Below are 23,841 nucleotides of genomic sequence, written 5' to 3'. Positions count from 1 at the left end.
ATCAACCGATGACGAACAGAGTCTGACCGTATTCCACCGGCCCGCCGTTTTCAACCAAAATTTCCTTGATCACGCCGGACTTGTCGGCTTCGATCTCGTTGAGCAGCTTCATGGCTTCGATAATGCACAAAGGCTCGCCTTCCTTGACCGTCTGGCCCACTTCCACAAAAGGAGCAGCACCTGGGCTAGGAGCACGGTAGAACGTGCCGACCATAGGAGCCTTGACGGCGTGGCCTTCGGGAACGGCGGGTGCAGCGGGAGCTGCGGCAGGAGCGCCAGCGGCGGGGGCTACCACCTGGGCTACAGGAGCCTCGGGAGCATAGACCACGGGAGCTGCCGAGCTTTGCGAAAATTTCACAATGCGAACCTTGTCATCACCTTCAGTGATTTCCAGTTCGGCAATGCCAGACTCGGCTACCAGATCGATCAGGGTTTTGAGTTTTCTAAGATCCATGCGTACTTCCCGCAACGCCGCACTAGCCACTGACTGGGTCAGGACGGCATTAAAAAAATATTGGTCAAAAAAACGAAACGAACCGCCTAACTATTCAAAGCAAACCGCAGCGCGGCTTCATAACCGTAGGCCCCCAAACCAACAATGACACCGCTAGCGATGTCAGAGAGATAGGAGTGGTGACGGAACGGCTCACGACGGTGAACATTGGACAGATGAACTTCAATAAACGGAATACCGACACCGGCAAGCGCATCCCGTATCGCCACGCTGGTATGGGTGTAGGCCCCAGCATTGATCAGGATGAAATCCACGCCCTCGGTACGGGCTTGATGAATTCGATCGACGAGCCCGCCTTCGTGATTACTTTGAAAAAAATGACACTGCGCGCCATGCTGGTCGGCCAGCACCTGTAAACCACTGTTGATATCGTCGAGAGTCTGATGTCCGTAGACATCGGGTTCTCGGGTACCCAGCAGGTTGAGGTTGGGCCCGTTAAGGACCAGGACATGTTTCGCCATAGCGGATTTTTCGTCAAGACAGACCGCCTTTTTACGCTAAATAACGTCATTTGTCCATAAACCTGCTTGGCTTACAAACAGTTAGCATTGGACCCATCCCGTTTGAAACAGGGGTGGACCAGACCGACAATTTGACGAAATTAAGCGAAAAAGTCGGCCAGTTAGCGTTGAGCTTTAATAACTTCGTCCAACTTTTCGGGATCTATCTGGCCCAAAATGCGTTCGCTGACCCGGCCATTGCTGCCAAACACGACAGTAAAGGGCAATCCGCCCTTTTTATTGCCCACGCTGCGCATTTGTTTCAGGCCGCCCGAACCAGCCAGCAAAATGTCGTAACTGACCGGCACGCGTTCCAGAAACTCTTTCACGTTATCCAGCGAGTCCACTGCAATACCCACAAAGTTCACCTCGGGGTAGCGTTTGTGCAGTTCCTGCAGATCCGGCATTTCCTTGACGCAAGGTGCACACCAGGTCGCCCAGAAGTTGACCACCAGGGGCTTGCCTATATAAGTAGAGAGCGCACGATCTTCGCCCTGAAGATCCTTGAAGCTTTGCGCCAGGAAGGGGTCTGAAGGCAGCAAACTGGCCCAAGGGGCGGGATGCAGGGCCAAAAGACTTGCACACACTAGCGATTTCTGCAGAAAAAGACGCCTACGCATACCGGCTCACACCTGAAAAAATATCATCTGGGGATGATAGCACCGGCCCTCACCAAAGCTCACGCATCAGATCAAACAGTCGTCTAGAATACAGGCCGGAGGATTGTCATGCACATACATATACTAGGAATTTGCGGCACATTCATGGGTGGTCTGGCCCTGATTGCCCGCTCGGCTGGCCATACGGTTACCGGTTGCGATGCCGGGGTCTACCCGCCCATGAGCACGCAGCTGGAAGAACAAGGCATTGAGCTTATTGAAGGCTTTGGCGCAGAGCAAACCAGGCTGTCCCCTGATCTCTATATAGTGGGCAATGTAGTTACGCGCGGTAATCCTCTGATGGAAGCCATTCTGGATCAGGGTCTGCCTTATACATCCGGCCCGCAATGGCTGGGCGAGAACATTCTGCACAAGCAGCACGTTCTGGCCGTGGCCGGCACGCACGGCAAGACCTCCACCAGCTCCATGCTGGGCTGGATCCTGGAACAGGCCCAGCTGTCCCCCAACTTCCTGATCGGTGGCGTGGCCCCCGGCCTGGGTGTGTCGGCCCGCTTCAATCCAGAACAATCCTTGTTTGTGATCGAGGCCGACGAATACGACACCGCCTTTTTCGACAAGCGCTCCAAATTTGTTCACTACCGCCCCCGCACGGCCATCCTGAACAATCTGGAATACGATCACGCTGATATCTTCCCTGATCTGCACGCCATCCAGACCCAATTTCACCATCTGGTGCGTACCATCCCCTCCACCGGGCTGATTCTGCGTCCCACCCACACCCCCAGCCTGGACGAAACCCTGGCCCGTGGATGCTGGACGCCGGTTGAACAGTTTGGCCCCGACGGAGATTGGGACAGCAAGGCAATCAGCGCCACCTCTTTCGACGTGATGTTCAAAGGCCAGTCCCAAGGCATCGTCCAATGGACACTGACCGGCGAACACAATCGCCTGAACGCTCTGGCCGCCATCGCCGCTGCCCACCATGTGGGCGTCAAACCTGAACAGGCTTGCGCGGCACTGAGCCAATTCGCCGGCATCAAGCGCCGCATGGAAGTGCGTGGCGTGGTCAATGACATTACCGTCTACGACGATTTTGCCCATCACCCTACCGCCATTGCTACTACGCTAGCCGGTTTGCGCAGCCAGACAGGTAAAGCCACCCGAATTCTGGCCGTGTTGGAGCCACGCTCCAACACCATGAAGCTGGGTGCCATGGCTGCCCGCCTGCCCGGTTCGCTGGAAGATGCCGACCTGGTTTTTTGCTACGGCGAGACCCAGGGCAAGCACGCGCTGGGTTGGGATGCGGCCAAGGTCCTGGCTCCTTTAGGGGATCGCGCCACAGCGTGGAATGATTTGGATAAAATGGTTCAGGCCATTGTTCAGGCCAGCCAGCCCGGCGATGCCATTGTCGTGATGAGTAACGGCAGCTTTGGCGGCATTCATCAGCGCCTGCTGGATCAACTGTCACGCTGACCCTCTTATCTATATAGCAGGTGCCTCCATGATCCTCTATCTACACGGCTTTCGTTCCTCGCCTTCGTCCTACAAAGCGCAGCGCCTGAAACAAACCATGCAGGACAGGGGCTTGCTGCACCTGTGGCGCTGCCCGCAATTGCCCGCCAGCCCGGCCCAGGCCATTGCCATGTGCAAGCGCATTGTGGACACGGCAATGCAGGCGGGCATGAGCGCCGATCAATTGTGTGTGATCGGCTCCTCGCTGGGCGGTTACTATGCCAGCCACCTGGCGCAGCACTATCACAGCCGCGCCGTGCTGCTTAACCCGGTGGTCTACGCAGGGCGCGATCTGGCTACGCAGGTGGGCGAGCATGTCTGTTATCACTCGCCCGCCCCGTTTCACTTCCTGCCCGACTATGTGGATGAGCTCAACGACATTCACGTACCACGCCCCAGCGATCCCCAGCGCTTTTACCTGCTGGCCGCCAAAGGTGATGAAGTCCTGAACTGGCGCGAGATGGCGGACTGGTACAAAGGCAGCCAAGGTCACATTCTGGAAGGCGGAGATCACGGCCTGACCGACTTTGATCCCTGGATCGACGAAATTTTGCGCTTTGCCCTGCAACAACCTTAACTATCTTTACCGGATGGCCAGCACCATCCAGATGGAAAATCATGTACGTCCTTTTTGAAGACAGCGGTAATTTCAAAGCAGAAAAAATATTTTCTGACAGCGATACCACCATGCAGGTGGAATCCGCGTCTGGCAAACGCAGCAAAATAAAGAAAAACAGCGTTCTATTTACCTTCGAGCAGCCCGCCCCGGCAGAACTGCTGGAAAAAGCCCAAGCGCTGGCCGAATCCCTGGATATCAATTTTTTATGGGAATGCGCCCCCCAGGAGGAGTTTGAAGCGTCCACGCTGGCACAGGATTATTTCGGTCACGCGCCCAGCGCTGTCGAAAAAACCGGCACCATCTTTGCCCTGCACAGCGCACCCGCCTACTTTCACCGTCGTGGCAAAGGGCTGTACCGCCCTGCTCCGCCAGAAATTTTGCAAGCCGCTCTGGCCGCCATTGAAAAGAAACGCCTGCAGCAAGAGCAAATCCAGACCTGGGCCGAACAGATGATCAAGGGCGAACTGCCGCCCGAAGTTGCCGAGAAAGCCAGCACCTTCCTGACTCAGCCAGACAAGAACACGCTGGAGTGGAAAGCGTTTGATCAGGCCCAGAAAGAACTGGGTGTCAGCACGGAAAAGCTGCTGCTGTCGCTGGGTGCCTGGTCCAATCCACTGACTTTGCATCAACATCGCTTTTTGGCCGCGCACTTCCCCAAAGGGACAGGCTTTCCGGAGATTGCCCTGCAAAATTGGGGGCAGGACCTGCCCGAGGCCGATGTCACCGCCTACTCGGTGGACGACGCCAATACGATTGAAATTGACGACGCCCTGTCCGTCCAGCATCCGGAACCGGGCCGCCTGCGTATCGGGGTTCACATTGCCGTGCCTTCGCTGGCCTTGGCTCGTGGCAACGAGATCGACCAGATTGCCCGCAATCGCATGGCAACGGTATACACACCGGGCTACAAGATCCCTATGCTGCCGCCCGAGCTGATCGCGCATTTCTCCCTGGATCAAGGGCAGACTCGTCCTACCCTGTCGCTGTATGTAGACGCCGACATCAGCACTGGTGAAATCCTGTCGCATCAGACTCGTCTGGAACGCATTACCGTGGCGGGCAACCTGCGCCAGCACGAGCTGGACCCGCTCATCAGCGAAGAAGCTCTGGCCGACGAAAACGCCGAACTGCCCTATGCACAATGGCTGCGTCCGCTATGGAACTTCTCGCGCCAACTGTCAGCCCAGCGTGAAGCCGTGCGTGGCAAACCGGAAAACAATAACCGTGTGGAATACAGCTTCGAGCTGGATGGCCCGCACGACGATCCAAACTCCATCATTCGTCTGGTGCCACGCGTGCGCAATGCGCCGCTAAGCCTGCTGGTGGCTGAATACATGATTCTGGCCAATCAGCTGTGGGGCGGTTTGCTGGCCGAGCACAATGTGCCCGGTATTTACCGCTCCCAGCAGTTCATGCGTACGCGTATGTCCACCACCCCCGGCCCGCACGAATCCATTGGTGTGCCGCAATACATCTGGTCGACCTCGCCTCTGCGCCGTTATGTGGACCTGATCAATCAGGGCCAGATTCTGGCGGCGGCCGAGCACGGCATCTCCGCACGCCTGGCCGCCCCCTTCCAGCCCAAGGATGCGGATCTGTACGCCATTATTGGCGCCTTTGAATCGCAATACACCCAGTGGTCGGACTACCAGTCGTCTCTGGAGCGCTTCTGGTGCCTGCGCTGGCTGCAACAAAACGACATCAAGCAAGTCCAGGCCAACTTCATCAAGGAAGATCTGGTGCGCCTGAGCAATGCGCCGCTGGTTCTTCATGTCCCCGGCCTGCCAGCACTTGAACGTGGTCAGGAAGTCACGCTGGATCTGTTGTCCTTCGACGAACTGGCTTTGACGGTGGAAGCCCGTTTGCGCTCGGTCGCCACGGCTGACTGACGATCATGACCAAGCTCGACCGCCGCCACGCGCCCAAAGACTATTTGTGGCTGGCGGTCGCCCTTTCGGCACTGATTCATCTTTTGCTGATCTTCTGGCCGGCTCGCGCGCCCTCGCCCGCACCAGCCAACAGTCTGGATGTAGCACTGGTCAATTTCAGTACCGACTCGGCACCGTTAAGTCCCCAACTGTTAGCGCAGTTGAATCTGGATGGCGGCGGAGAGCATCAGCAAGGGCAAGCCAGCAATCCTTTGCCGCTGACCGATCCCAATCTGCCGAATCAGTTAGTGCTGGAAGCCTTGCGTGCACGCCAGCAAAGCCTGGAAGCTGAACAGCAGCGCCTGCTGGGCGAGCTGGAAAGTCAGGACAAGGCACCTTTGTCGACACCCAGCTTTGAATATATTGGCGCGTCCATTGAGCCCGGCCCGAACGACCATGATCTGGACCCACAAGTGCAAAATAGCCAACTGGCGATTTTGCGTGAGCAGATTCGTGAACAACAACGCCAACCCCGCTACCACTATGTAGGCCCCAGCGCCAAAGCCAGCGAACAAGCCCAGTACCTGGATCAGTGGCGTCAAAAAATTGAGCAGACCGGCACCCGCCACTATCCGAAGCAAAATGGCGAGCAACTGTACGGTCAACTGCAAATGACAGTCTATATCCGGCGCGATGGCAGCCTGCTGCGTGCCCAGATTACTGAGCCTTCAGATCAGGCCGCCTTGAATCTGGCGGCCCGCCGCATTGTGGAACTGGCCGCCCCCTTCGCCCCCCTGCCCGAACAAGTGGCTCCTGGCGCGGATGTACTCGTCATTACCCGCAGCTGGAGTTTTACGCATGACAGGCTCAGTATGCACGGCACGGATGTGCAATAAGATCGTATTGTCCACAGCAAGCTCTGGCAAAAGCAGACCCTAGGGTAAAATATGCGCTTTCAGCCTTGGGGCTGACACCTCACAACAAGACAAGCATCGCTTAACCATGCCCGACACGACTCCCGCCAAGCGCTACGGCGTTATTGGTCACCCTATCGAGCACAGCCGCTCTCCACAAATCCATACGCAGTTTGCCAGCCAGTTCAATCTGGCCCTGAGCTACGAGCGCATTCTGGCACCACTGGATGGCTTTAACGCCACCGTGGAGGAGTTTTTCAAGGACGGCAGCGGCCTGAATGTCACCTTGCCCTTCAAAGAGCAGGCTTATGATCTGGTGGGCCCACGCTTGAGCCGTCGCGCTCGCATGGCCGGAGCCGTCAATACGCTATGGCTGGAAGATGGACAGTTGCATGGCTGCAATACCGATGGCGTGGGCTTGTGCTCGGACCTGCTGCGTGTCGGCCACAACCCGGAAGGCAAGCGTATCTTGCTGATCGGTGCAGGTGGTGCCTCGCGTGGAGTGGTGTTCCCCTTATTGGAAGCCGGTTGCGAAATGCTGCACATCATCAACCGCACCAGCGCCAAAGCCTACGACATTCGTGAGCAGGTCGTTGCTCTGGACCCGGATGCCTCCCGCCGCCTGAGCGCGGGCGGTCTGGACGATCATTGTGGCGACTGGGACATTGTGATCAATGCCACCTCGGCCAGCCTGAACCAGAATCTGCCCGAACTGCCAGATGCCCGTTATCGCAGCAACTCTCTGGCCTACGATATGTTTTATGCCAGCGAACCCACTGCCTTCATGCGTGCCGCCGAGCAAGCCGGTGCCACACATAGCAAAGATGGCCTTGGCATGCTGGTAGGCCAAGCGGCCGCCAGCTTTCAGATCTGGCACGGCGTAGAGGCCGATGTCGAACCCGTACTGGCCCAGCTGCGCCAGGACATCGGACAAATCTGACGTGCGTCGCCTTCTGGCCCATCCCTGGAAACTGGCTGGCCTGGCCGTTCTGGCCGTGGCCGCTGGTGTTCTGCTTTATCAGATCGCCCTGTTTCTGATGGTGCTCTGGTACAGCGTGGTGCCGCCCCGCATGACCACCTTCATGGCGGCCGAGCAGGGCCAGTTGCGCAGCGCCAATGCGGATGCCGAACTGCGCTATCAATGGGTGCCGTACGACAAGATCAGCGCCAATTTGAAACGCGCAGTGATTGCCTCCGAAGATTCGAACTTCCTGAACCATTCGGGGGTCGAATGGGATGCCATTCGCAAAGCCTGGGAATACAACCGTCGCCAGTCGGAAAAGGGCTCTACCCGCCGTCGTGGTGGTTCTACCATTTCCCAGCAACTGGCCAAGAATCTGTTTCTATCGGAATCACGCAGTTATCTGCGCAAAGGTCAGGAATTGATTCTGACCTATATGATTGAAACCGTCATGAGCAAGGAGCGCATCCTGGAGCTGTACCTGAACGTAGCTCAATGGGGAGAAGGCGTTTTTGGTGCCCAGGCGGCGGCACGCCACTACTTCAAGGTTGATGCGGCCAAGCTCAGTGCCATGCAGGCCGCCCGTCTGGCGGGCATGTTGCCCAACCCGGCCTACTATGACAAAAACCGTAACAGCCCCTATTTGCAATCGCGCACGCGCACTATCAGTCAACGTATGCGACAAGTCGCTATTCCCTGACTGCAATCCGCATTTTTGTTAAGCTAGCCACGTCTTTCCTGGGCCCTATTTTCATGCGCACCGCACGCCGCTATCTCGCTTCCGAAATCTATCGCTCCAGCGCCGTGGTGCTGATTGCCCTGCTTGGCCTGTTCACCTTTTTCGCCCTGATTGAAGAGCTGGACAAGGTCGGTTCCAAGTTCACCCTGATGAATCTGTTTTACATCCAGGCCCTGGAGCTGCCCACCCGTCTGTACGACCTGCTGCCCATTGGCCTGTTGATTGGTGCCACCCTGGCCCTGGCCAGTCTGGCTCAGCGCAATGAGCTGGTAATTTTGCGTGCGTCAGGCGTTAGCGGCCTGCACATGATGCTGATGCTCTGGACCATTACCCTGCCCCTGGTAGGGGGGGCCTTTGTTTTGTCCGAGTATGTCACCCCCATGGCCGAGATCAAATCCAGTGAGCAAGGCATGGCCTTGCTGGGACGTTCCGGTGGCGGCCGTCTGGACAGTGGCTACTGGTTCAAGGAGAGCAATGACAGTGGCGGGGTGCGCATCATCAATATTGCCAACCTGCAGGGCGATGGCAAAGTAAGCGATGTCAGCGTGTTCGACTTCTCGGATGGGCAGCGCCTGAGTGCAATGACTCAAGCTCCCAGCGGACAGTTCCACAAGAACCAGCTGGACTTGCAGGACGTTACCGAAACCCACGTCAATGAGCAGGCCCACACGGCTCTGTCACAGGATAAGGCGCCTGATCAAGCGCTGGTCAAAATTGAAAAACGCCCCACCTTGACGCTGACCACCACGCTAACGCCGGATCGACTGATTGCACGCGTCGTGACACCCGAGCGCATGTCCATTCTGGACCTGAAGGATTACATCGGCTACCTGGACGCGAACAAGCTGCAGACCAAACGTCAGGTTGTGGCCCTGTGGCGCAAAGTCGCTTACCCCTTTACCTTGCTGGTCATGATTACCATTGCTGCGCCTATCGGCTTCATGCAGACCCGCCACGGCGGTGTGGGCACCAAGGTCTTTACCGGTATCTTGCTGGGCGTGGGCTTTTTCATGATCAATCAGTTGGCCTTGAACGTGGCCATGCTCAGCAATCTGGCGCCGTGGGTCACCGCTCTGGTTCCGAACCTGATCGCCATGGCCATGGCCTTGAGTGCTCTTATCATGATGGAAAACCGGCACAACCGGCGTCGTCGCAACTCCAGCACAACCAACTAAATCATGTCCTTAGCTACTTCCCCCGCCATCTGGGCGATTGGTGATATTCAAGGCTGCTGCCACCCCCTGGACAGCTTGCTCAGCCATCCTGATATTGCAGCCGACAGCCAGGCCAAATTCTGGTTTGCAGGCGATCTGGTCAACCGTGGCCCGGACTCTCTGGGAGCGTTGCGCCTGATTCGTTCTCTGGGCGATCGCGCCGTCTGTGTACTGGGCAACCACGACATTCACTGTCTGGCAGTCGCTGCCGGGGTGCGCAAGCCCGGCAAACAGGATACCTTGCAGGAACTGCTGGCCGCGCCGGACGCACAAGAGCTGCTGGACTGGCTGCGACACCAACCGCTGGCTCATTATGAGCATGGCCATCTGATGGTACATGCCGGAGTGCACCCCGACTGGAGCCCGGAGCAAACGCTGGAATACGCCCACGAGCTGGAAGCACTCTTACGTGCGGATGACTGGCAAGAAAAGATTATTGAGTTGTTCGGCAACAACCCGGATCGCTGGGATGCTGGGCTACAAGGCTACGATCGCCTGCGCGCCATTGTCAGCACCTTGACCCGCATGCGCATGTGCGATGTGAATGGCCGCATGGACTTCAAGCACAAGGGTGCACCGGATGCCGAGTCCGGCTTGCTAGCGTGGTATGAAATGCCGAATCGCGCCTGTGCCCAGGTTCCTATTATTTTTGGACATTGGTCTACGCTGGGCTTGCTGAACACGCCTACCGTGATCAGTCTGGATACCGGCTGCGTCTGGGGTCGCCAGCTTAGTGCTGTACGCCTGCAAGACCGGCATCTGGTTCAGATTCACTGCCCGGAAAGCAAGAAACCGGGCTAAAGCCATCAGGCCTCGACAGTGACGGCCTCGGGGCACACGACCGCACGGATCTGTTCACGAGCTGTTTGTGCCGTTTGCGAACGTCCCCACTCCGTACAGGATTGAGCCGGCATCAGGTCCAGAAAATGGCAGTGCACAGAGACATTACGCGCACTGAGCAGAACCCAGATATTGCCAACCAGAGACTGCTCGCCCACAAAGGCAAAGCGCTCACTGCGCTGGCCTTTCTGCTCAAATACCAGAGCCACCGGCTGAATATCCACATTCAGGCTGATAGCCGTCTCAAACAAACTGGCGTGGAAAGGCTGTACATCCAGACCGGTTGAAGTGGTGCCTTCAGGGAACAGACCTACGGCATCACCACGCTCAAAGCACACAGCCATTTGCTGGCTGACAATCTGAATGGCACGACGCTGCCCGCGCTCAATGAAAACCGTCCCTGCACCCGCCACCAGCCAGCCAATCACTGGCCAACGGCGAATATCGCTTTTTGCAATGAAAGAGGTACTACGCACGCTGTTGAGTACAAAAATGTCCAACCAGGAGATATGGTTGGACACATAGAGCACGGATCGATCCTGAACGGCCTGGCCGTGCTGCAGTACACGCACGCCGCAGATCAGCATCAAGAGGCGCGACATGCGCAACACCATGACGCGGCGCCCGCCTGGACGCAATACCGGAAAAAGCAGACCGACGCTTAACAAGCCGACCACGATCCACACAATCAGAGCGACAGCGCGCCAACTAAAACGAAATAAACTAATCAAAAGGCTGCAACCTTGTAGAGAGCTCAGGCCGGTGGCAGGCTGTCCAGATATCGCTGCAGGATCACGCAAGCTGCCATGGCATCATCATCGTCATTATTGCCCAGCAATTCTTGAGCCTCCATGCTGGAGCCCCGCTCATCGACCAGGTCTACTGCAACGCCATAGCGACCGTGCAGTTGGTTGGCAAAACGCCGACACCGCAGCGAAGCATACTGCTCGCCACCATCCAGGGTCAAAGGCAAACCTACCACGACGCGATCGGGCTGCCATTCCTTGAGCAAAGCCTCGATAGCCGCAAAGCGCTGTTCCCGTGTAACGGGCCGCAAAATCGTATAAGGGCGGGCCTGGCGCGTCAAGGTGTTGCCCAGCGCCACACCAATTTTTTTCAGGCCATAGTCAAAGGCCAGCAAGGTTTGCGCCGAGCTGACCATTGACGGTGTTTCGTGTTCAGGCATGGCCCGCAGCACCTGTCAGGGTAAAAGGACTGATTCCCAGCAAGGCCAGGGCGCGATCATAGCGCTCCCCAACCGGGGTAGAAAACAGGATTTCATGGGTAGCCTTGATGCTCAGCCAGGCATTGTCGGCCATCTCGCTTTCCAGCTGGCCCGCAGCCCAACCGGCATAACCCAGCGTGACCAGCATATGCACTGGCCCCTGGCCTTGGGCTACGTCCTGCAGTACGTCCCGCGAAGTAGTCAGAGTCAGATCACCTACCCCCAGACTGGAGGTATAGGTTTTATCGGAATCATGGAGAACAAAGCCGCGATCCGTTTGCACCGGTCCACCGAAGTAGACAGAAGTCGCGGCCAGATCAGCCCGGTTTTCCACATCCACCTCGATACGAGACAGGAGCTCAACCAGGCTCAGATCCGTTGGTCGATTGATAACAAGGCCCAAGGCACCTTGTTCATTATGTTCACAGACATAAATCACCGTGTCGGCCAAGCTGCCCGAAACCACACCGGGCATGGCAAGTAACAGGTGGTGCGTTAGATCAGCGCTTTCTTGGATTAGCGGGGACTGGCTAGTGGCACTCATACACACCTCCCGTCAAAACAAACCACCTTGGAACTTGAGATGATCACACTTGGATCATTTCGAAGTCTTCCTTACGAGCGCCGCATTCGGGACAGACCCAGTTCGGAGGGACGTCTTCCCAGAGTGTGCCCGGCGCAATGCCTTCCTCAGGCAAACCTGCTTCTTCATCATAAATCCAGCCGCAAATCAGGCACATCCACGTACGCATAGTATTCCTACTGTATTTGTAAACATAGTCCGATCCGCGTGCAAATCGGGGCAATCCATTAAAATGGGGTTCATATTACTAAATTACTCAACCCGTGACATCCAGAGCCTTGCCGGCCCTGCATGGGTAACCAAGACAAGATGGCTGCTGAAATCAAAAATTCAAGTCCTGCTCTGGCGCTCGTGCTGGCTCCTTATGATCCCAGCGGCGGTGCCCACCTGCCCGCCGATGCCATCACTGGCGCTCATCTGGGCTGCCATATCGTCAGCGTGCCCACCGCCTTGCTGGTGCGCGATAGCGCGCAGCAAGAAAACATTCAGACCCTGGCAGAGGACATTGCCGACGACCAGGCGCGCTGCTTGCTGGAGGACATGAACATTCAGGCCATCAAGTGCGGTCCTGTCTACAGTCCTGAAATCGCCAGCATGGTGGCCGAGCTTTGCTCCGACTACCCTGAACTGCCCTTGGTCCTGCACCTGAGCGCCATGCCCACCGGCCTGGACGAACTGGATGCGGACGATGCTCTTGATGCCAGTTTACGCCTGCTCCTGCCCCTGAGCTCCTTATTATTGATCGACCACCCCAGCCTGGAGCGCTGGCAGGCCGACGAGCTGCTGGGCGACACCCCCGATGCCGTGGAAACCTTGTTGAACAACGGAGCCAATGCCGTACTGGTCACCGGCGTCCCCGGTGCTGCCGGACAATGGCACACGCGTTTTCAGGGACATCACGGTCGTCTGGACTACAGCATGCCGCTGGATGGCGGCCTGCGTCAGCAGGACATAGACAGTTTGCTGGCTACCGCCTGCCTGAGCTTTCTGGCTCAAGGCCACGAGCTGGATAACGCGGTAGAATCAGCCTTGTTGCACCTGCAGGCACGTGCCAGTGACACCTTCCAGCCCGGTATGGGCCACCGCCTGTTCAACCCTGTTGCTCCCCAAAATGACTGACACCACCACCCTGCGCTTTCCTGCCGGTCTATACGGCATTACTCCCGAATGGGACGACACCGCCCGCTTGTTGAACGCAGTGCGTGCCGCTCACGAAGGGGGTTTGCAGGTCTTGCAGTTCCGTCGCAAGAACGGCCCGGAACCAATCCGCCAGCAACAACTCAAAGAGTTGATCAAGCTGTGCCTGTCTTTGGATCTGCCACTATTGGTGAACGATCACTGGAGCTGGGCGCAAGAGTTTGATGTGCAAGGCGCGCACCTGGGTAAAAGCGATGGCGAATTGGCCCAGGCCCGTCAGGCACTGGGGCCGCAAGCCCTGCTGGGACGCTCCTGCTATAACAGTCTGGATCTGGCTCGCCAGGCCCTGACAGACGATGCAGACTACATTGCCTTTGGGGCCATGTACCCTTCCAGCGTCAAACCCGAAGCCCCCCCGGCTGAACTGAACACCTTGCGACAAGCTCGACTACTTTGCCAAGAACAAGAACACGAGGGACGGCGTGCTGCCATTGTTGCGATTGGCGGCATCACACCCGAGAAAATGCCCGAACTGCTGGAAGCAGGGGTCGATAGCGTTGCCGTTATCAGCAGCCTGTTTGAAACCAGCGATATACGCGCCACGGCGCAACGCTTTACCGACTACTTTCACGCCCAGGACTCATCGCGCTTTGTGCGCTGATCCCTTGCCTGGCCTTGACCTTTTCACATCTGGATTCTTGCCTCATGTCCCGTAACTCCGAACTTTTTGAACGTGCCTGCAAAGTCATCCCCGGCGGCGTCAACTCGCCCGTCCGTGCCTTCGGTTCCGTGGGCGGCACCCCGTGCTTTATCGAACGCGCTCAGGGCCCTTACATCTGGGATGCAGACGGCCAGCAATACACGGACTACGTGGGTTCCTGGGGACCGGCCATTCTGGGCCACTCCGATCCGGACGTTATCAAGGCCGTACAGGAAGCCGCCGTACACGGCCTGTCCTACGGCGCGCCTACCGAAGGCGAAGTCGTGCTGGCTGAAACCCTGACCAAGATGCTGCCGTCCATCGAGCAAGTGCGTCTGGTCAGCTCCGGCACCGAAGCCACCATGAGCGCCATTCGTCTGGCCCGTGGCTTTACCGGCCGCAACACCATCATCAAGTTTGAAGGCTGTTACCACGGCCACGCTGACAGTCTGCTGGTCAAAGCCGGTTCCGGCTTGCTGACCTTTGGCAACCCCACCTCTGCAGGCGTGCCAGCCGAATTTGTCGGCCACACCCTGGTGCTGGACTACAACGATCTGGACGCCGTGCGCGATGCTTTCAAACAGAAAGGCAGCGAAATCGCCTGCATTATCGTTGAGCCTTTTGCCGGCAACATGAACCTGGTGCGCCCAGCCCCCGGCTTCCTGGAAGGCTTGCGCGAACTGTGCACCGAATACGGTGCCGTACTGATTTTTGACGAAGTCATGACCGGCTTCCGTGTTGGCCCTCAAGGCGTGCAAGGCCTGACCGGCATTCGTCCTGACCTGACCACCCTGGCCAAGGTGATTGGTGGCGGCATGCCCGTCGGTGCTTTCGGTGGCCGTCGCGACATCATGCAATGCGTCGCTCCCGTCGGTGGCGTTTACCAGGCAGGCACCTTGTCCGGTAACCCTGTTGCTGTGGCCGCGGGTCTGGCAACCTTGAAGAAACTGGCTCAACCCGGTTTCTACGACACCCTGACAGCCAACACCGCCAAGCTGATCCAGGGCTTGAAGGCCGCTGCAAAAGAAGCAGGCGTACCTTTTACGGCAGACCACCAGGGCGGCTTGTTCGGTATCTACTTCAGCGAAACCGTGCCCACCTCCCTGGCCCAAGTGTCGGCTGGCGACATCGAGCGCTTCAAGCAGTTCTTCCACGCCATGCTGGACAAGGGTGTGTACTTCGCACCCTCGGCCTTTGAAGCAGGTTTTGTTTCGGTGCAGCACACCCCGGACATTACCGACGCCACTGTGCAAGCGGCACGCGAAGTTTTTGCCACCTTCAAAAACTAAAAGTACCAGACACAAAAAAGCGGGCTATATGCCCGCTTTTTTTATGCTCTGAACAATCAGTCTTGCGCCATCTGCCGCAAGACAAAGCGCTGCAACTTCCCTGTCTCGGTACGAGGCAGCGAAGTCACGAACTCAATGGCGCGTGGATACTTGTACGGCGCTGCGTTCTCTTTCACAAAATCCTGCAGCTTCTTTTTCAGCTCGTCGTTTCCGGTAAAGCCAGGCTTGAGCACAATGAAGGCCTGCACAATCTGGCCCCGTTCCTCATCGGCGGCACCTACAACGCCACACTCGGCCACAGCCTCGTGCTTGAGCAAGGTGCCTTCCACTTCAGGACCGGCAATATTGTAGCCCGAGGAAACAATCATGTCGTCGTTACGAGCCTGGTAATACAGGTAGCCGTCCTCGTCCATCTTGAAGGTGTCGCCAGGGAAGTTCCAACCGCCCTGAACAAACTGCTTCTGACGCTCGTCGTTCAGGTACTTGCAGCCTGTTGGCCCCTTTACGGCCAAACGGCCTACCGTACCGACTGGCACCGGATTCAGATCATCGTCCAGAATCGTGGCGACATATCCGGGCACCACTTGGCCAATGGCACCAGCACGCACTTTTTCAGGTGGGCTGGACACGTACACGTGAATCATTTCCGTACCGCCAATGCCGTCCGTCATCTCGATGCCGCTGGCCTGCTTCCAAAGCTGACGCGTTGCATCTGGCAAGGCTTCGCCTGCCGACACGGTGGCACGCAAGCTGGCCAAGGAGTAACGATCCACCAAACCAGCCATCTGACGATAGAAGGTGGGTGCGGTAAAGCTCATGGTCACTTTGAAGCGATCAATCATGCCCAGCAGATCGGAAGGCGTCAGACGCTCCAGCAGGACAGTGGATGCGCCCACACGCAGCGGGAAGCACAGCAGACCGCCCAGGCCGAAGGTAAAGGCCAAAGGAGGCGTACCGCAGACCACATCATCCGGGGTCAAACGCAGTACGTGACGCGAGAAGGTATCGCACATTGCCAGCACATCACGATGGAAGTGCATGCAACCTTTGGGCTGGCCGGTCGTGCCGCTGGTGAAAGCGATCAGACAAACATCGTCAGCCGCCGTATCGCAAGCGGTGAACTCTTCGGGCTTGTCAGCCAACAAGGCTTCCAGACCCTTGGCGCTTTCATCGTTAAAGCACAGCAGTTGCTTCAGAGCAGGCGTGTAGGAATCATGCGTGGAGTCCATGCAGTGTTCCAGCTCTTCACGCAGGCGCTCGTCACACAAGGCAGCATGAATCTCGGCCTTGTCCAGAATCGTCTTCAGTTCCACCGCCCGCAACAAAGGCATGGTGGGAACCGTAACCAGACCGGCCTTGATGCTGGCCAACCAGCAGGCGGCCATCATGGGGTTATTGGGACCACGCAGCAAAACCCGGTTGCCGGGCACCAGCTTCATGTCCTCAACCAGAACATGAGCAATACGGTTGGTCAGCACGTCCAGCTGCTTGTAGGTCAGGCTGCGATTCTCATCGCCCTGTGCCCACTGCAAAGCCACGCGATCACCATGCCCCGCTGCTACCTGCTCTCCCAACAGCGCCACGGCACAATTGAGACGAGCGGGATAGTCCACATCCGGATTGCCTTCCAGCAACATCTCTGGCCACCACTCCATGGGTGGCAGATTGTCGCGTGCAAAGGTATCAAGGTGCGCTGAACGTTCCATCCTTATCTCCTGCGTAGATTACGCCCCACTCAGGCGTAGACCTTGGTCCATCAAAGGCGCCAGCCAAATTGGCAAGGTCTATATTGTTTAGTTCTAAAGGATATTAGCAAAAAAAACGCTCCAGTATCAGCAATCCCGACTACGGGTTATCCGCAGTAGCGCATCATCCTCCGCTGTTTCAAGGGGTATCCTAGACTGATCCCGGCTCCTCTGAGGCCCTTGCCTGCGCAACGCAAAATTCAATAATGAATTTCAGGATATAAGAAATAAATCGATCTTCAGCATGCATTTTTTTCAATTAAGAAAAATTACGGCAGGCATTATTTTTGAAACAAAAAAAAGTATCAAAAAAAGCAGAAAAGTGATTAAGCGAACAGGCGATACAGAGGCAAATGCCTTATACTTCAACTAAATAATCACTTGAATTTAGCCAGCTTATCGTGTCGGATCAAAGTTAGAGTGCCGTCCGAAGATTATTCAAAGCCGTGACCCTAAAAGTAAATAGCAGACAAGAGTTTGCATTTCCTTACCCAATGCTTTGCCTGCTTTGCCGGTGCTTTCTATCAAGTTGATTAATTTAAGCTTAAAAACGAATTTACTTTGATCTGTCGCAATGTCAAACTTCGAACCAGCCCCTAAGATACCCACCAAGCTAACCCAGCTTGCTCATGGCTGCGGTCTGCGTCCTTCAAAGCTAAACATTTTGGACATGCACCATTAAGGCAAGCTATCTATGATCATGAACGATATCCCCGCTTCCGCCGTCGCCGATGCCGCTCCCGACTTGGAAAGCCGTGCCCATAGCGACGACCACTTCGACACCCGCCTGTGGCTGCGCTTGATGGCCTGCACCAATCTGGTTGAAGGCGAAATTCGCAGTCGCCTGCGTACCGAGCACACGACCACACTGCCCCGTTTTGACCTGATGGCTCAATTGCAGCGTCAGCCCGCTGGCATGAAAATGAGCGAGCTGTCCCGTCACCTGATGGTCACCAACGGCAATATCACGGGCATTACCGATCAGCTGGAAAAAGAAGGTTTGGTCGAACGCATCAAGGTGCTCACCGATCGTCGCAGCTCCCTGATCCGCCTGACACCCAAGGGCAAGCGCCAATTCAAGAAAATGGCTGCCTCCCACGAACAGTGGCTACAAGAGATGTTTGCCAACCTGTCGGAAAAAGCACGCGTCAACCTGTTTGAAGCCCTGGGCGAACTCAAGCTGATCACTCGCAACAACGTGGCCATGGCTGCTCGCGAAAGCTAAGCGCTCCGGCGCGACCAAAGATATGCTCAGGCGGCTCAAAGCAAGTATCATTACTGCTTTGAGCCGCCTTTAACATTGTTTTTCGGATCGCGTCATGGCCGTCAATCTGTTCATCCCCTCTGAATCTGATATTCACCCTGTTGCCGGTGTCAAAATCGGTATTGCCGAAGCCGGTATTCGCAAGGCCAACCGACGCGACCTGACCGTGTTTGAATTGGCCCCCGGTACCAGCGTGGCCGGTGTATTCACCACCAACCGTTTCCGTGCTGCTCCAGTACAAGTGTGCGAAGCGCACTTGGCTACGCACGATGGCATCCGCGCCCTGGTCATCAATACCGGCAATGCCAACGCTGGCACAGGTCAGGCTGGTTTGGAAAAAGCACAGCAAACCTGCACGGAAACCGCGCGCCTGCTGAACATCCTGCCCCAGCAAGTGTTGCCCTTTTCCACCGGTGTGATTCTGGAGCCTCTGCCCATGGATCGCCTGCTGGGCGCTCTGCCTGCGGCGGTAAACGATCTGGCCGACAACAACTGGTTCAATGCTGCTCACAGCATCATGACCACCGACACGCAACCCAAAATCGTGTCTCGTCAAATCCAGTTGTCGGGTAAAACCATCACACTGACCGGCATCAGCAAGGGCGCGGGCATGATTCGCCCCAATATGGCCACCATGCTGGGTTACCTGGCTACGGACGCCGGTATTGCTCCCGAACTGCTGCGCGATATGTGCCGTCTGGCAGCGGACCGCTCTTTCAACCGCATTACGGTTGATGGCGACACCTCCACCAACGACTCCTTCATCATCATGGCAACCGGCCAAAGCGGTGTCACGGTAGAGTCGATTGCAGACCCGAACTACAACACCTTGCTGGATGCCCTGGTCGACGCCTCGCGCGAACTGGCCCAGAAAATCGTGCGTGACGCCGAAGGCGCTACCAAGTTCATGACCATTCAGGTTGATGACGCCGGCTCCAGCGAAGAAGCACTGAAAGTGGCTTACGCCATCGCTCACTCACCTCTGGTGAAAACAGCCTTCTTTGCCTCCGACCCGAACCTGGGCCGTATTCTGTGCGCCATTGGCTACGCCGGCATTAGCGATCTGGACGTGAGCAAATTGCGTCTGTGGCTAGGCGATGTGCTGGTGGCCGTGGACGGTGGCCGCAACCCCGACTACCAGGAAGAAGATGGCCAGCGCGTCATGCAGGAAGCCGAAATTCTGGTACGTGTTTCTCTGGGCCGTGGCCAACACAGCGAAACGGTTTACACCTGCGACTTCTCGCACGAGTACGTCACTATCAACGCGGACTACCGCTCCTGATAAAAAAACCGTCTCTACCCAATCGGTGGAGACGGTTTTGACATACAGACAAGCCCGCCACTGGCGGGCTTGTTCTATTTCTTGCCCATGCCCTTGACCAGCGAGAGCACCGCCAGAATCAGGAACACGACAAACAGGATCTTGGCAATCGAAGCAGCACCAGCGGCAATGCCACCAAAACCCAGCACAGCAGCCACGATAGCTACAATAAAAAAGATTACGGCGTAGTAAAGCATACGATTCTCCTCATCATCAGTACGTACAGGGACAGCACCTTGTCTGACGGACCATCTCAACGACAGCTCATGAAATACCTACAGACAAAAAAAGGTTCCCACCCGCTAACGGTCGTACTTGTCGTAGAAGTCTTTAACCTCGCGCTCCGCCTCTTCGCGGGTACGGCCATAGCGCTCTTGCACCAGACCGGCCAATTGCGTGGCATCCCCTTTCACCTTGGCCCACTCATCATCCGTAATTTCGCCCCAGACGCTGCGGGCTTTACCAGCCAGTTGTTTCCATTTGCCTTCGATCGTGTCCTTATTCATACGCTTCCCCTTAGTAGGTCCGAAAAATAAATGACTTACGCTTCTGTGAACGCAACAGCTCTACCGTAGCGGAAGGCGAGCCACTCAAAGGCCACAGATTGAGGAGAAATGTAACAAATTAGCGATATGCCCTGTTCTGGACGAGGCAGGTCCCCTCACACGTCCTTTACGCCCCCAAGACAAGGGGCCTACCCTGCCTACCCAGTGAAAAACGAAAGGATTGGATGCAAAATACAGACAGGAGAAGGCCCAAGCCATTGACAGCAAAGCCTTTTTATCCTATTATTTTTTGCTTGGCATTTTGCGTGTCAAGATTTTTTTATGTTAGATGGCATTACAGCGGGCTGTTATTGGCCTTTTACGCGATGCCTGTTTAACTCTTTAAGGGATTCCCTATGTACGCGGTTATAAAAACCGGCGGTAAGCAATATCGCATTACTGCTGGCCAAAAACTCAAAATAGAACAGATACCGGCAGACATTGGGCAAGAAATTTCGCTTGACCAGGTTCTGTCCGTCGGCGAAGGTGAAGCACTGCAAATCGGTGCTCCTTTCGTTGCTGGCGCTGTGGTCAAGGCTACTGTTCTTGCGCAAGGCCGTCACGACAAAATCAAGATTTTCAAAATGCGCCGTCGCAAGCACTACCGCAAAACGCAAGGCCATCGTCAAAACTACACCGAAATCCGCATCGAAGCGATCAACGCCTAAGTTGTTGCTAAAAGCGAATTTGGTATTTTCTTCATCTAGGAGCTAAAGAAATGGCACAGAAGAAAGGCGGCGGCTCTACGCGGAACGGCCGTGACTCACAGGCCAAACGTCTGGGCGTTAAAGTCTACGGCGGTCAGGTAATTTCGGCTGGCGGCATCATTGTTCGTCAGCGCGGCACTCAGTTTCACCCCGGCGTGAACGTGGGCATTGGTAAAGACCACACACTGTTCTCCCTGGTCGATGGCAAAGTTAAATTTTCCATCACTGGTGCTCTGAACAAGCGTACCGTTTCGGTCGTTGCTGGCGAATAAGCCACCCGATCAAAGCGTACTCGCTGCGAAAAAGCCCTGCCGCCCTAGGCAGGGCTTTTTTTATGCATGGCCAACCTGCCATCGCCCAAACCCGCCCACCCGGCTTAGCCAGTCTCCCTACGGCCACAGCAAGAGATTAAAAATCGGCCACTATCACGGCACATACCGGCAGATAAGCCAATCTCCTATACACTAAGCAATTGGGGTTTTTGTTTAAAATGGTCTGCTCCCAGACCAGCAGCCCATACGGTTCTGCGGCCCCTGGACCTATACAGCACTCATCACCATGAAATTCGTAGACGAAGCGACCATTGAAGTGGTCGCAGGCAAAGGTGGAAACGGCGCTGCCAGTTTCCGCCGAGAAAAATTTATTGAAAAAGGTGGCCCCAATGGCGGCGACGGTGGACGCGGTGGCAGCATTTATGCCGAGGCCGACCGTAACGTCAACACCTTGATCGACTACCGCTACGCCCGCCTGCACCGCGCTCGCAACGGCGAAAACGGCCGTGGGTCCGACCAATATGGCGCGGGTGGCGAGGACATCACCCTGCGTGTGCCCGTTGGCACCATGATTTTTGACGCAGAAACCGGCGAGCAGCTGTTTGACATGAAGCGTCATGGCGAAAAAATAACCCTGGCCCAAGGCGGCGCCGGTGGTTTGGGTAACCTGCACTTCAAATCCAGTGTGAACCGTGCCCCGCGTCAATTTACCTACGGCAAGGAAGGCGAGCATCGCAAGCTGCGTCTGGAACTGAAGGTGCTGGCTGATGTCGGTCTGCTGGGTATGCCCAACGCCGGTAAATCCACGCTGATCACCCGCATTTCCAACGCCAAGCCGCGCATTGCGGATTACCCCTTCACCACCTTGCACCCCAACCTGGGTGTGGTGCGTTCGTCCGAAGCCCACAGCTTTGTAGTGGCCGATATTCCTGGCCTGATCGAGGGCGCTTCCGAAGGTGCCGGCCTGGGACACTTGTTCCTGCGCCACCTGACCCGCACCCGTATCTTGCTGCATCTGCTGGACGTATCCAGCCTGGACCCGGACGAGGATGTTGTAGCCAAAGTGGCTGCAGAGGCCCGTGCCATTGTTGAAGAACTGCGTCTGTACAGCGAAGAGCTGTACGCCAAGCCACGCTGGCTGGTTCTGAACAAGCTGGACATGGTCTCGGACCCGGAAGACCTGAAAGCCCGCCTGCTCAAAGAGCTGAACTGGGAAGGCCCGGTCTTTGGTATCTCCGCCCTGACCGGTGTCGGTACACAGGATCTGGTCTATCAGCTGCAATCCTGGCTGGATGAAGAAAGCCGCAAAGAGCATATCGAGCAAGATATTGCCGACGGCACCCATATTTACGACGAGAGGTTTGCCCCAGACTGATCGTGCTACACAGGTCCAGGATCTAGACTCCAGGACTGAACCCCAAAATGCCCGGAAGACGCGGTTAAGCCAACCGCCCTACTCCTGGCATTTTCTCTATTTACACGCCAAGCGATGGATTTCTGAACTCGTCATGCAGCACTCTTCTCATTCTGAATCGGCCGTTGCGCAATCGCGCCGATTGGTTATTAAAGTAGGTTCCTCCCTGGTCACCAACGAGGGCAAAGGGATTGACCTGGATGCCGTAGAGCAATGGGCTACCCAGATTGCTCAACTGCATGCCCAAGGCAAGCAATTGGTGCTGGTTTCCAGCGGTGCCATTGCCGAAGGCATGGCTCGCCTGGGCTGGCCGCGCCGACCGAAGGCCATGAATGAGTTGCAAGCGGCGGCGGCCGTCGGCCAGATGGGCTTGATTCAAGCCTATGAAGTGGCTTTTGCCCGCCATGGTGTGCGCACCGCTCAGATTCTGCTGACCCATGAAGATCTGGCCGACCGCCATCGCTACCTGAATGCACGAGGCACCATCAACACCTTGCTGGACCTGGGTGTAGTCCCCATCGTGAACGAGAACGACACGGTGGTCACGGATGAAATCCGCGTGGGCGACAACGATACATTGGGCGCACTGGTCACCAATCTGATCGAAGCCGAAACCCTGATTATCCTGACCGACCAGGCTGGCCTTTACAGTGCCGACCCGCGCAGCAATCCTGATGCGCAGTTCATCTCGCTGGGACAGGCGGGCGATCCGACGCTGGAAGCCATGGCAGGCGGCTCGGGCAGCAATATCGGCACCGGCGGCATGATCACCAAAATCCTGGCCGCCAAACGCGCTGCGCAAAGCGGTGGCCACACCATTATTGCCTCTGGCCGCGAACAGCAAGTCCTGTCCCGCCTGGCGCAAGGTGAGCGCATCGGCACCGAGCTGCGCGCCACCTTGCCCGTACGCTCGGCCCGCCAACGCTGGCTGGTCGACCAGTTGCGTGTGCGTGGTCGCGTATCGCTGGACGAAGGCGCTGTACGTGCGCTGGTAGACGGTCACAAGAGCCTGCTGCCCGTCGGTGTCACCCATGTAGAAGGCGAATTTGACCGTGGCGATGTCGTTGCCTGCGTGGATAAGCACGGCGTGGAATACGCCCGTGGTCTGATCAACTACTCCTCGGACGACACCCGCCGCATCATGGGCCAACCCAGCCACCTGATCAATGAATTGCTGGGCAGCGAACACGATACAGAGCTGATACACCGTAACAATATGGTGTTCCCACGCAGTGCACCGGATCAGGACTAATCCTTGACCCCTACCCTGCCCGCCTGTTGAAATAGACGGATAAAACGTATCGAATTGCGACAGTGCGCGCGGTTTTTGCGCGCCTG

27 protein-coding genes are annotated in these 23,841 nt (G+C 56.6%); 17 read left to right on the top strand and 10 right to left on the bottom strand.

Going from position 1 to position 23,841, the window contains the following annotated elements:
- Position 1: 1 nt before the first annotated feature.
- The 3 genes from accB to WFM49_RS15620 all read right to left on the bottom strand — a co-directional run bounded on the left by accB (position 2) and on the right by WFM49_RS15620 (position 1,601).
- Positions 2-454 (bottom strand): acetyl-CoA carboxylase biotin carboxyl carrier protein, encoded by a 453-nt coding sequence (accB, locus tag WFM49_RS15630; RefSeq protein WP_009460610.1) that lies wholly within the window; start codon positions 452-454, stop codon positions 2-4.
- Between the two features lie 86 nt (positions 455-540).
- Entirely contained in the window at positions 541-975 is a 435-nt protein-coding gene (gene aroQ, locus WFM49_RS15625; protein WP_009460608.1) for a type II 3-dehydroquinate dehydratase, read from the bottom strand.
- A gap of 161 nt (positions 976-1,136) precedes the next feature.
- Positions 1,137-1,601, bottom strand: coding sequence for a TlpA family protein disulfide reductase (locus WFM49_RS15620; RefSeq protein WP_232466626.1), 465 nt, complete (start codon positions 1,599-1,601; stop codon positions 1,137-1,139).
- Positions 1,602-1,742: 141 nt separating this feature from the next.
- On the opposite strand from WFM49_RS15620, the gene mpl reads away from it, so the two are divergent.
- The 8 genes from mpl to WFM49_RS15580 all read left to right on the top strand — a co-directional run bounded on the left by mpl (position 1,743) and on the right by WFM49_RS15580 (position 10,262).
- A complete protein-coding gene (gene mpl / locus WFM49_RS15615) occupies positions 1,743-3,107 on the top strand; it encodes a UDP-N-acetylmuramate:L-alanyl-gamma-D-glutamyl-meso-diaminopimelate ligase (RefSeq protein WP_060186662.1) in 1,365 nt (454 codons plus the stop codon).
- Between the two features lie 28 nt (positions 3,108-3,135).
- Positions 3,136-3,723: a YqiA/YcfP family alpha/beta fold hydrolase gene (locus WFM49_RS15610; RefSeq protein WP_336974200.1), complete on the top strand. Its 588-nt coding sequence runs from the start codon at positions 3,136-3,138 to the stop codon at positions 3,721-3,723.
- Positions 3,724-3,764: 41 nt separating this feature from the next.
- A complete protein-coding gene (locus WFM49_RS15605; RefSeq protein WP_022983598.1) occupies positions 3,765-5,654 on the top strand; it encodes a ribonuclease catalytic domain-containing protein in 1,890 nt (629 codons plus the stop codon).
- Between the two features lie 5 nt (positions 5,655-5,659).
- Positions 5,660-6,529 (top strand): energy transducer TonB, encoded by an 870-nt coding sequence (locus WFM49_RS15600; protein ID WP_336974196.1) that lies wholly within the window; start codon positions 5,660-5,662, stop codon positions 6,527-6,529.
- Between the two features lie 106 nt (positions 6,530-6,635).
- Positions 6,636-7,487, top strand: a complete 852-nt coding sequence (aroE, locus tag WFM49_RS15595; protein ID WP_035270447.1) for a shikimate dehydrogenase — start codon at positions 6,636-6,638, stop codon at positions 7,485-7,487.
- A 1-nt stretch (position 7,488) separates the two neighbouring features.
- The gene (mtgA, locus tag WFM49_RS15590; protein ID WP_035275164.1) at positions 7,489-8,208 is read left to right on the top strand and encodes a monofunctional biosynthetic peptidoglycan transglycosylase; all 720 of its coding nucleotides are present in this window, start codon (positions 7,489-7,491) and stop codon (positions 8,206-8,208) included.
- A gap of 53 nt (positions 8,209-8,261) precedes the next feature.
- Complete coding sequence (gene lptG, locus WFM49_RS15585; protein ID WP_086061563.1) at positions 8,262-9,422, top strand: LPS export ABC transporter permease LptG; 1,161 nt, start codon at positions 8,262-8,264, stop codon at positions 9,420-9,422.
- 3 nt (positions 9,423-9,425) lie between these two features.
- A complete protein-coding gene (locus WFM49_RS15580) occupies positions 9,426-10,262 on the top strand; it encodes a symmetrical bis(5'-nucleosyl)-tetraphosphatase (protein ID WP_336974192.1) in 837 nt (278 codons plus the stop codon).
- A 5-nt stretch (positions 10,263-10,267) separates the two neighbouring features.
- Here WFM49_RS15580 and WFM49_RS15575 read toward each other — a convergent pair whose 3' ends face one another.
- The 4 genes from WFM49_RS15575 to WFM49_RS15560 form a co-directional block, all read right to left on the bottom strand.
- Positions 10,268-11,032 (bottom strand): lysophospholipid acyltransferase family protein, encoded by a 765-nt coding sequence (locus WFM49_RS15575; RefSeq protein WP_009460588.1) that lies wholly within the window; start codon positions 11,030-11,032, stop codon positions 10,268-10,270.
- A 23-nt stretch (positions 11,033-11,055) separates the two neighbouring features.
- The gene (gene ruvX / locus WFM49_RS15570; protein WP_009460586.1) at positions 11,056-11,463 is read right to left on the bottom strand and encodes a Holliday junction resolvase RuvX; all 408 of its coding nucleotides are present in this window, start codon (positions 11,461-11,463) and stop codon (positions 11,056-11,058) included.
- 16 nt (positions 11,464-11,479) lie between these two features.
- Positions 11,480-12,001, bottom strand: coding sequence for a YqgE/AlgH family protein (locus WFM49_RS15565; RefSeq protein ID WP_009460584.1), 522 nt, complete (start codon positions 11,999-12,001; stop codon positions 11,480-11,482).
- 112 nt (positions 12,002-12,113) lie between these two features.
- The gene (locus WFM49_RS15560; protein WP_009460582.1) at positions 12,114-12,278 is read right to left on the bottom strand and encodes a rubredoxin; all 165 of its coding nucleotides are present in this window, start codon (positions 12,276-12,278) and stop codon (positions 12,114-12,116) included.
- A gap of 140 nt (positions 12,279-12,418) precedes the next feature.
- Here WFM49_RS15560 and WFM49_RS15555 point away from each other — a divergent pair, with 140 nt between their 5' ends.
- The 3 genes from WFM49_RS15555 to hemL are packed head-to-tail and all read left to right on the top strand — an operon-like array spanning position 12,419 to position 15,235.
- Positions 12,419-13,228, top strand: coding sequence for a bifunctional hydroxymethylpyrimidine kinase/phosphomethylpyrimidine kinase (locus WFM49_RS15555; protein WP_031233047.1), 810 nt, complete (start codon positions 12,419-12,421; stop codon positions 13,226-13,228).
- Entirely contained in the window at positions 13,221-13,907 is a 687-nt protein-coding gene (gene thiE / locus WFM49_RS15550; RefSeq protein WP_336974189.1) for a thiamine phosphate synthase, read from the top strand. The genes WFM49_RS15555 and thiE overlap by 8 nt, the downstream gene beginning before the upstream one ends.
- Before the next feature lie 44 nt (positions 13,908-13,951).
- On the top strand, positions 13,952-15,235 hold the full coding sequence (gene hemL, locus WFM49_RS15545; RefSeq protein ID WP_268378940.1) for a glutamate-1-semialdehyde 2,1-aminomutase: 1,284 nt from the start codon (positions 13,952-13,954) through the stop codon (positions 15,233-15,235).
- 56 nt (positions 15,236-15,291) lie between these two features.
- On the opposite strand, the gene WFM49_RS15540 is transcribed toward hemL, so the two are convergent.
- Positions 15,292-16,941 (bottom strand): AMP-binding protein, encoded by a 1,650-nt coding sequence (locus WFM49_RS15540; RefSeq protein ID WP_009460576.1) that lies wholly within the window; start codon positions 16,939-16,941, stop codon positions 15,292-15,294.
- Positions 16,942-17,674: 733 nt separating this feature from the next.
- Between WFM49_RS15540 and WFM49_RS15535 the strand changes: the two genes are divergently transcribed.
- Together WFM49_RS15535 and argJ are read left to right on the top strand one after the other, a co-directional pair.
- A complete protein-coding gene (locus tag WFM49_RS15535; RefSeq protein ID WP_009460574.1) occupies positions 17,675-18,205 on the top strand; it encodes a MarR family winged helix-turn-helix transcriptional regulator in 531 nt (176 codons plus the stop codon).
- A gap of 94 nt (positions 18,206-18,299) precedes the next feature.
- Positions 18,300-19,526, top strand: a complete 1,227-nt coding sequence (gene argJ, locus WFM49_RS15530; protein WP_226348555.1) for a bifunctional glutamate N-acetyltransferase/amino-acid acetyltransferase ArgJ — start codon at positions 18,300-18,302, stop codon at positions 19,524-19,526.
- Between the two features lie 74 nt (positions 19,527-19,600).
- Here the strand turns inward: argJ and WFM49_RS15525 are convergent, their stop codons facing one another.
- Both WFM49_RS15525 and WFM49_RS15520 read right to left on the bottom strand, forming a co-directional pair.
- The gene (locus WFM49_RS15525) at positions 19,601-19,762 is read right to left on the bottom strand and encodes a DUF1328 domain-containing protein (protein ID WP_009460570.1); all 162 of its coding nucleotides are present in this window, start codon (positions 19,760-19,762) and stop codon (positions 19,601-19,603) included.
- Between the two features lie 105 nt (positions 19,763-19,867).
- Positions 19,868-20,071, bottom strand: a complete 204-nt coding sequence (locus tag WFM49_RS15520; RefSeq protein ID WP_009460568.1) for a CsbD family protein — start codon at positions 20,069-20,071, stop codon at positions 19,868-19,870.
- Between the two features lie 395 nt (positions 20,072-20,466).
- On the opposite strand from WFM49_RS15520, the gene rplU reads away from it, so the two are divergent.
- From rplU to proB, 4 genes are all read left to right on the top strand, one after another.
- Entirely contained in the window at positions 20,467-20,778 is a 312-nt protein-coding gene (rplU, locus tag WFM49_RS15515) for a 50S ribosomal protein L21 (RefSeq protein WP_003801901.1), read from the top strand.
- A 50-nt stretch (positions 20,779-20,828) separates the two neighbouring features.
- Positions 20,829-21,089, top strand: a complete 261-nt coding sequence (gene rpmA, locus WFM49_RS15510) for a 50S ribosomal protein L27 (protein ID WP_009460566.1) — start codon at positions 20,829-20,831, stop codon at positions 21,087-21,089.
- A 286-nt stretch (positions 21,090-21,375) separates the two neighbouring features.
- Entirely contained in the window at positions 21,376-22,464 is a 1,089-nt protein-coding gene (gene obgE, locus WFM49_RS15505; RefSeq protein ID WP_009460564.1) for a GTPase ObgE, read from the top strand.
- Positions 22,465-22,597: 133 nt separating this feature from the next.
- Positions 22,598-23,755: a glutamate 5-kinase gene (gene proB / locus WFM49_RS15500; protein WP_026484420.1), complete on the top strand. Its 1,158-nt coding sequence runs from the start codon at positions 22,598-22,600 to the stop codon at positions 23,753-23,755.
- The last annotated feature ends 86 nt before the right edge of the window (positions 23,756-23,841 follow it).

This window comes from Alcaligenes sp. PF14, from assembly GCF_037150615.1.
Lineage (GTDB): Bacteria > Pseudomonadota > Gammaproteobacteria > Burkholderiales > Burkholderiaceae_B > Alcaligenes > Alcaligenes phenolicus.
This window is presented reverse-complemented; position numbering and strand designations above follow the sequence as displayed.

Coding starts and splice junctions, on each gene's coding strand:
- WFM49_RS15560 (WP_009460582.1), bottom strand. CDS start 12,278: ATGCGTACGTGGATGTGCCTGATTTGCGGCTGGATTTATGATGAAGAA.
- WFM49_RS15565 (WP_009460584.1), bottom strand. CDS start 12,001: ATGCCCGGTGTGGTTTCGGGCAGCTTGGCCGACACGGTGATTTATGTC.
- WFM49_RS15600 (WP_336974196.1), top strand. CDS start 5,660: ATGACCAAGCTCGACCGCCGCCACGCGCCCAAAGACTATTTGTGGCTG.
- WFM49_RS15580 (WP_336974192.1), top strand. CDS start 9,426: ATGTCCTTAGCTACTTCCCCCGCCATCTGGGCGATTGGTGATATTCAA.
- WFM49_RS15540 (WP_009460576.1), bottom strand. CDS start 16,941: ATGGAACGTTCAGCGCACCTTGATACCTTTGCACGCGACAATCTGCCA.
- hemL (WP_268378940.1), top strand. CDS start 13,952: ATGTCCCGTAACTCCGAACTTTTTGAACGTGCCTGCAAAGTCATCCCC.
- aroQ (WP_009460608.1), bottom strand. CDS start 975: ATGGCGAAACATGTCCTGGTCCTTAACGGGCCCAACCTCAACCTGCTG.
- ruvX (WP_009460586.1), bottom strand. CDS start 11,463: ATGGTCAGCTCGGCGCAAACCTTGCTGGCCTTTGACTATGGCCTGAAA.
- rplU (WP_003801901.1), top strand. CDS start 20,467: ATGTACGCGGTTATAAAAACCGGCGGTAAGCAATATCGCATTACTGCT.
- rpmA (WP_009460566.1), top strand. CDS start 20,829: ATGGCACAGAAGAAAGGCGGCGGCTCTACGCGGAACGGCCGTGACTCA.
- lptG (WP_086061563.1), top strand. CDS start 8,262: ATGCGCACCGCACGCCGCTATCTCGCTTCCGAAATCTATCGCTCCAGC.
- obgE (WP_009460564.1), top strand. CDS start 21,376: ATGAAATTCGTAGACGAAGCGACCATTGAAGTGGTCGCAGGCAAAGGT.
- accB (WP_009460610.1), bottom strand. CDS start 454: ATGGATCTTAGAAAACTCAAAACCCTGATCGATCTGGTAGCCGAGTCT.
- mpl (WP_060186662.1), top strand. CDS start 1,743: ATGCACATACATATACTAGGAATTTGCGGCACATTCATGGGTGGTCTG.
- WFM49_RS15535 (WP_009460574.1), top strand. CDS start 17,675: ATGATCATGAACGATATCCCCGCTTCCGCCGTCGCCGATGCCGCTCCC.
- aroE (WP_035270447.1), top strand. CDS start 6,636: ATGCCCGACACGACTCCCGCCAAGCGCTACGGCGTTATTGGTCACCCT.
- proB (WP_026484420.1), top strand. CDS start 22,598: ATGCAGCACTCTTCTCATTCTGAATCGGCCGTTGCGCAATCGCGCCGA.
- WFM49_RS15610 (WP_336974200.1), top strand. CDS start 3,136: ATGATCCTCTATCTACACGGCTTTCGTTCCTCGCCTTCGTCCTACAAA.
- thiE (WP_336974189.1), top strand. CDS start 13,221: ATGACTGACACCACCACCCTGCGCTTTCCTGCCGGTCTATACGGCATT.
- WFM49_RS15520 (WP_009460568.1), bottom strand. CDS start 20,071: ATGAATAAGGACACGATCGAAGGCAAATGGAAACAACTGGCTGGTAAA.
- argJ (WP_226348555.1), top strand. CDS start 18,300: ATGGCCGTCAATCTGTTCATCCCCTCTGAATCTGATATTCACCCTGTT.
- WFM49_RS15605 (WP_022983598.1), top strand. CDS start 3,765: ATGTACGTCCTTTTTGAAGACAGCGGTAATTTCAAAGCAGAAAAAATA.
- WFM49_RS15525 (WP_009460570.1), bottom strand. CDS start 19,762: ATGCTTTACTACGCCGTAATCTTTTTTATTGTAGCTATCGTGGCTGCT.
- WFM49_RS15555 (WP_031233047.1), top strand. CDS start 12,419: ATGGCTGCTGAAATCAAAAATTCAAGTCCTGCTCTGGCGCTCGTGCTG.